Source organism: Halomonas sp. ND22Bw (genome assembly GCF_003011945.1).
In the GTDB taxonomy this organism is placed as follows: domain Bacteria; phylum Pseudomonadota; class Gammaproteobacteria; order Pseudomonadales; family Halomonadaceae; genus Halomonas; species Halomonas halophila.
This window is the reverse complement of the sequence record NZ_PXWD01000366.1, coordinates 1-354: the sequence shown is the minus strand read 5'-3', so window position 1 is coordinate 354 and position 354 is coordinate 1. Positions and strand designations below refer to the sequence as shown.

Genomic DNA, 354 nt, shown 5'->3' with positions numbered 1-354 from the left:
CACCGCACAACCGATCAGCGCGGCGCGATCGAGCGGCATGTCGCGATCGATCGCGACACAGGCATGCTCATGCACCAGCATCATCTCGGCATAGGCACTGAGGTTCAGCATCTGGTTGACGGTGCCGCCATCGGCCAGGCGCAGGCGCGGCTCGTCCTTCGATCCGCGGCGCGTTTCGGAGCTGACGCACAGGAACATCCGGCCGGTGATGCAGAATTCACAATGGCCGCAAAAGGCGGACAGGCAGGTGACGACATGATCGCCCGGCCTGACCGTGCGCACCTCGTCGCCCACCGCCTCGACCACCCCCGCCGCCTCATGGCCGGGGATAGCGGGCAACGGATGCGGATAGGC

Annotated in this window: 1 protein-coding gene; it reads right to left on the bottom strand. The window is 66.4% G+C overall.

All coding sequences use genetic code 11. The features are described from left to right. Window positions 1–354: alcohol dehydrogenase catalytic domain-containing protein (locus tag CVH10_RS18470; RefSeq protein ID WP_181244491.1), on the bottom strand; the 354-nt coding region annotated here is incomplete at both ends.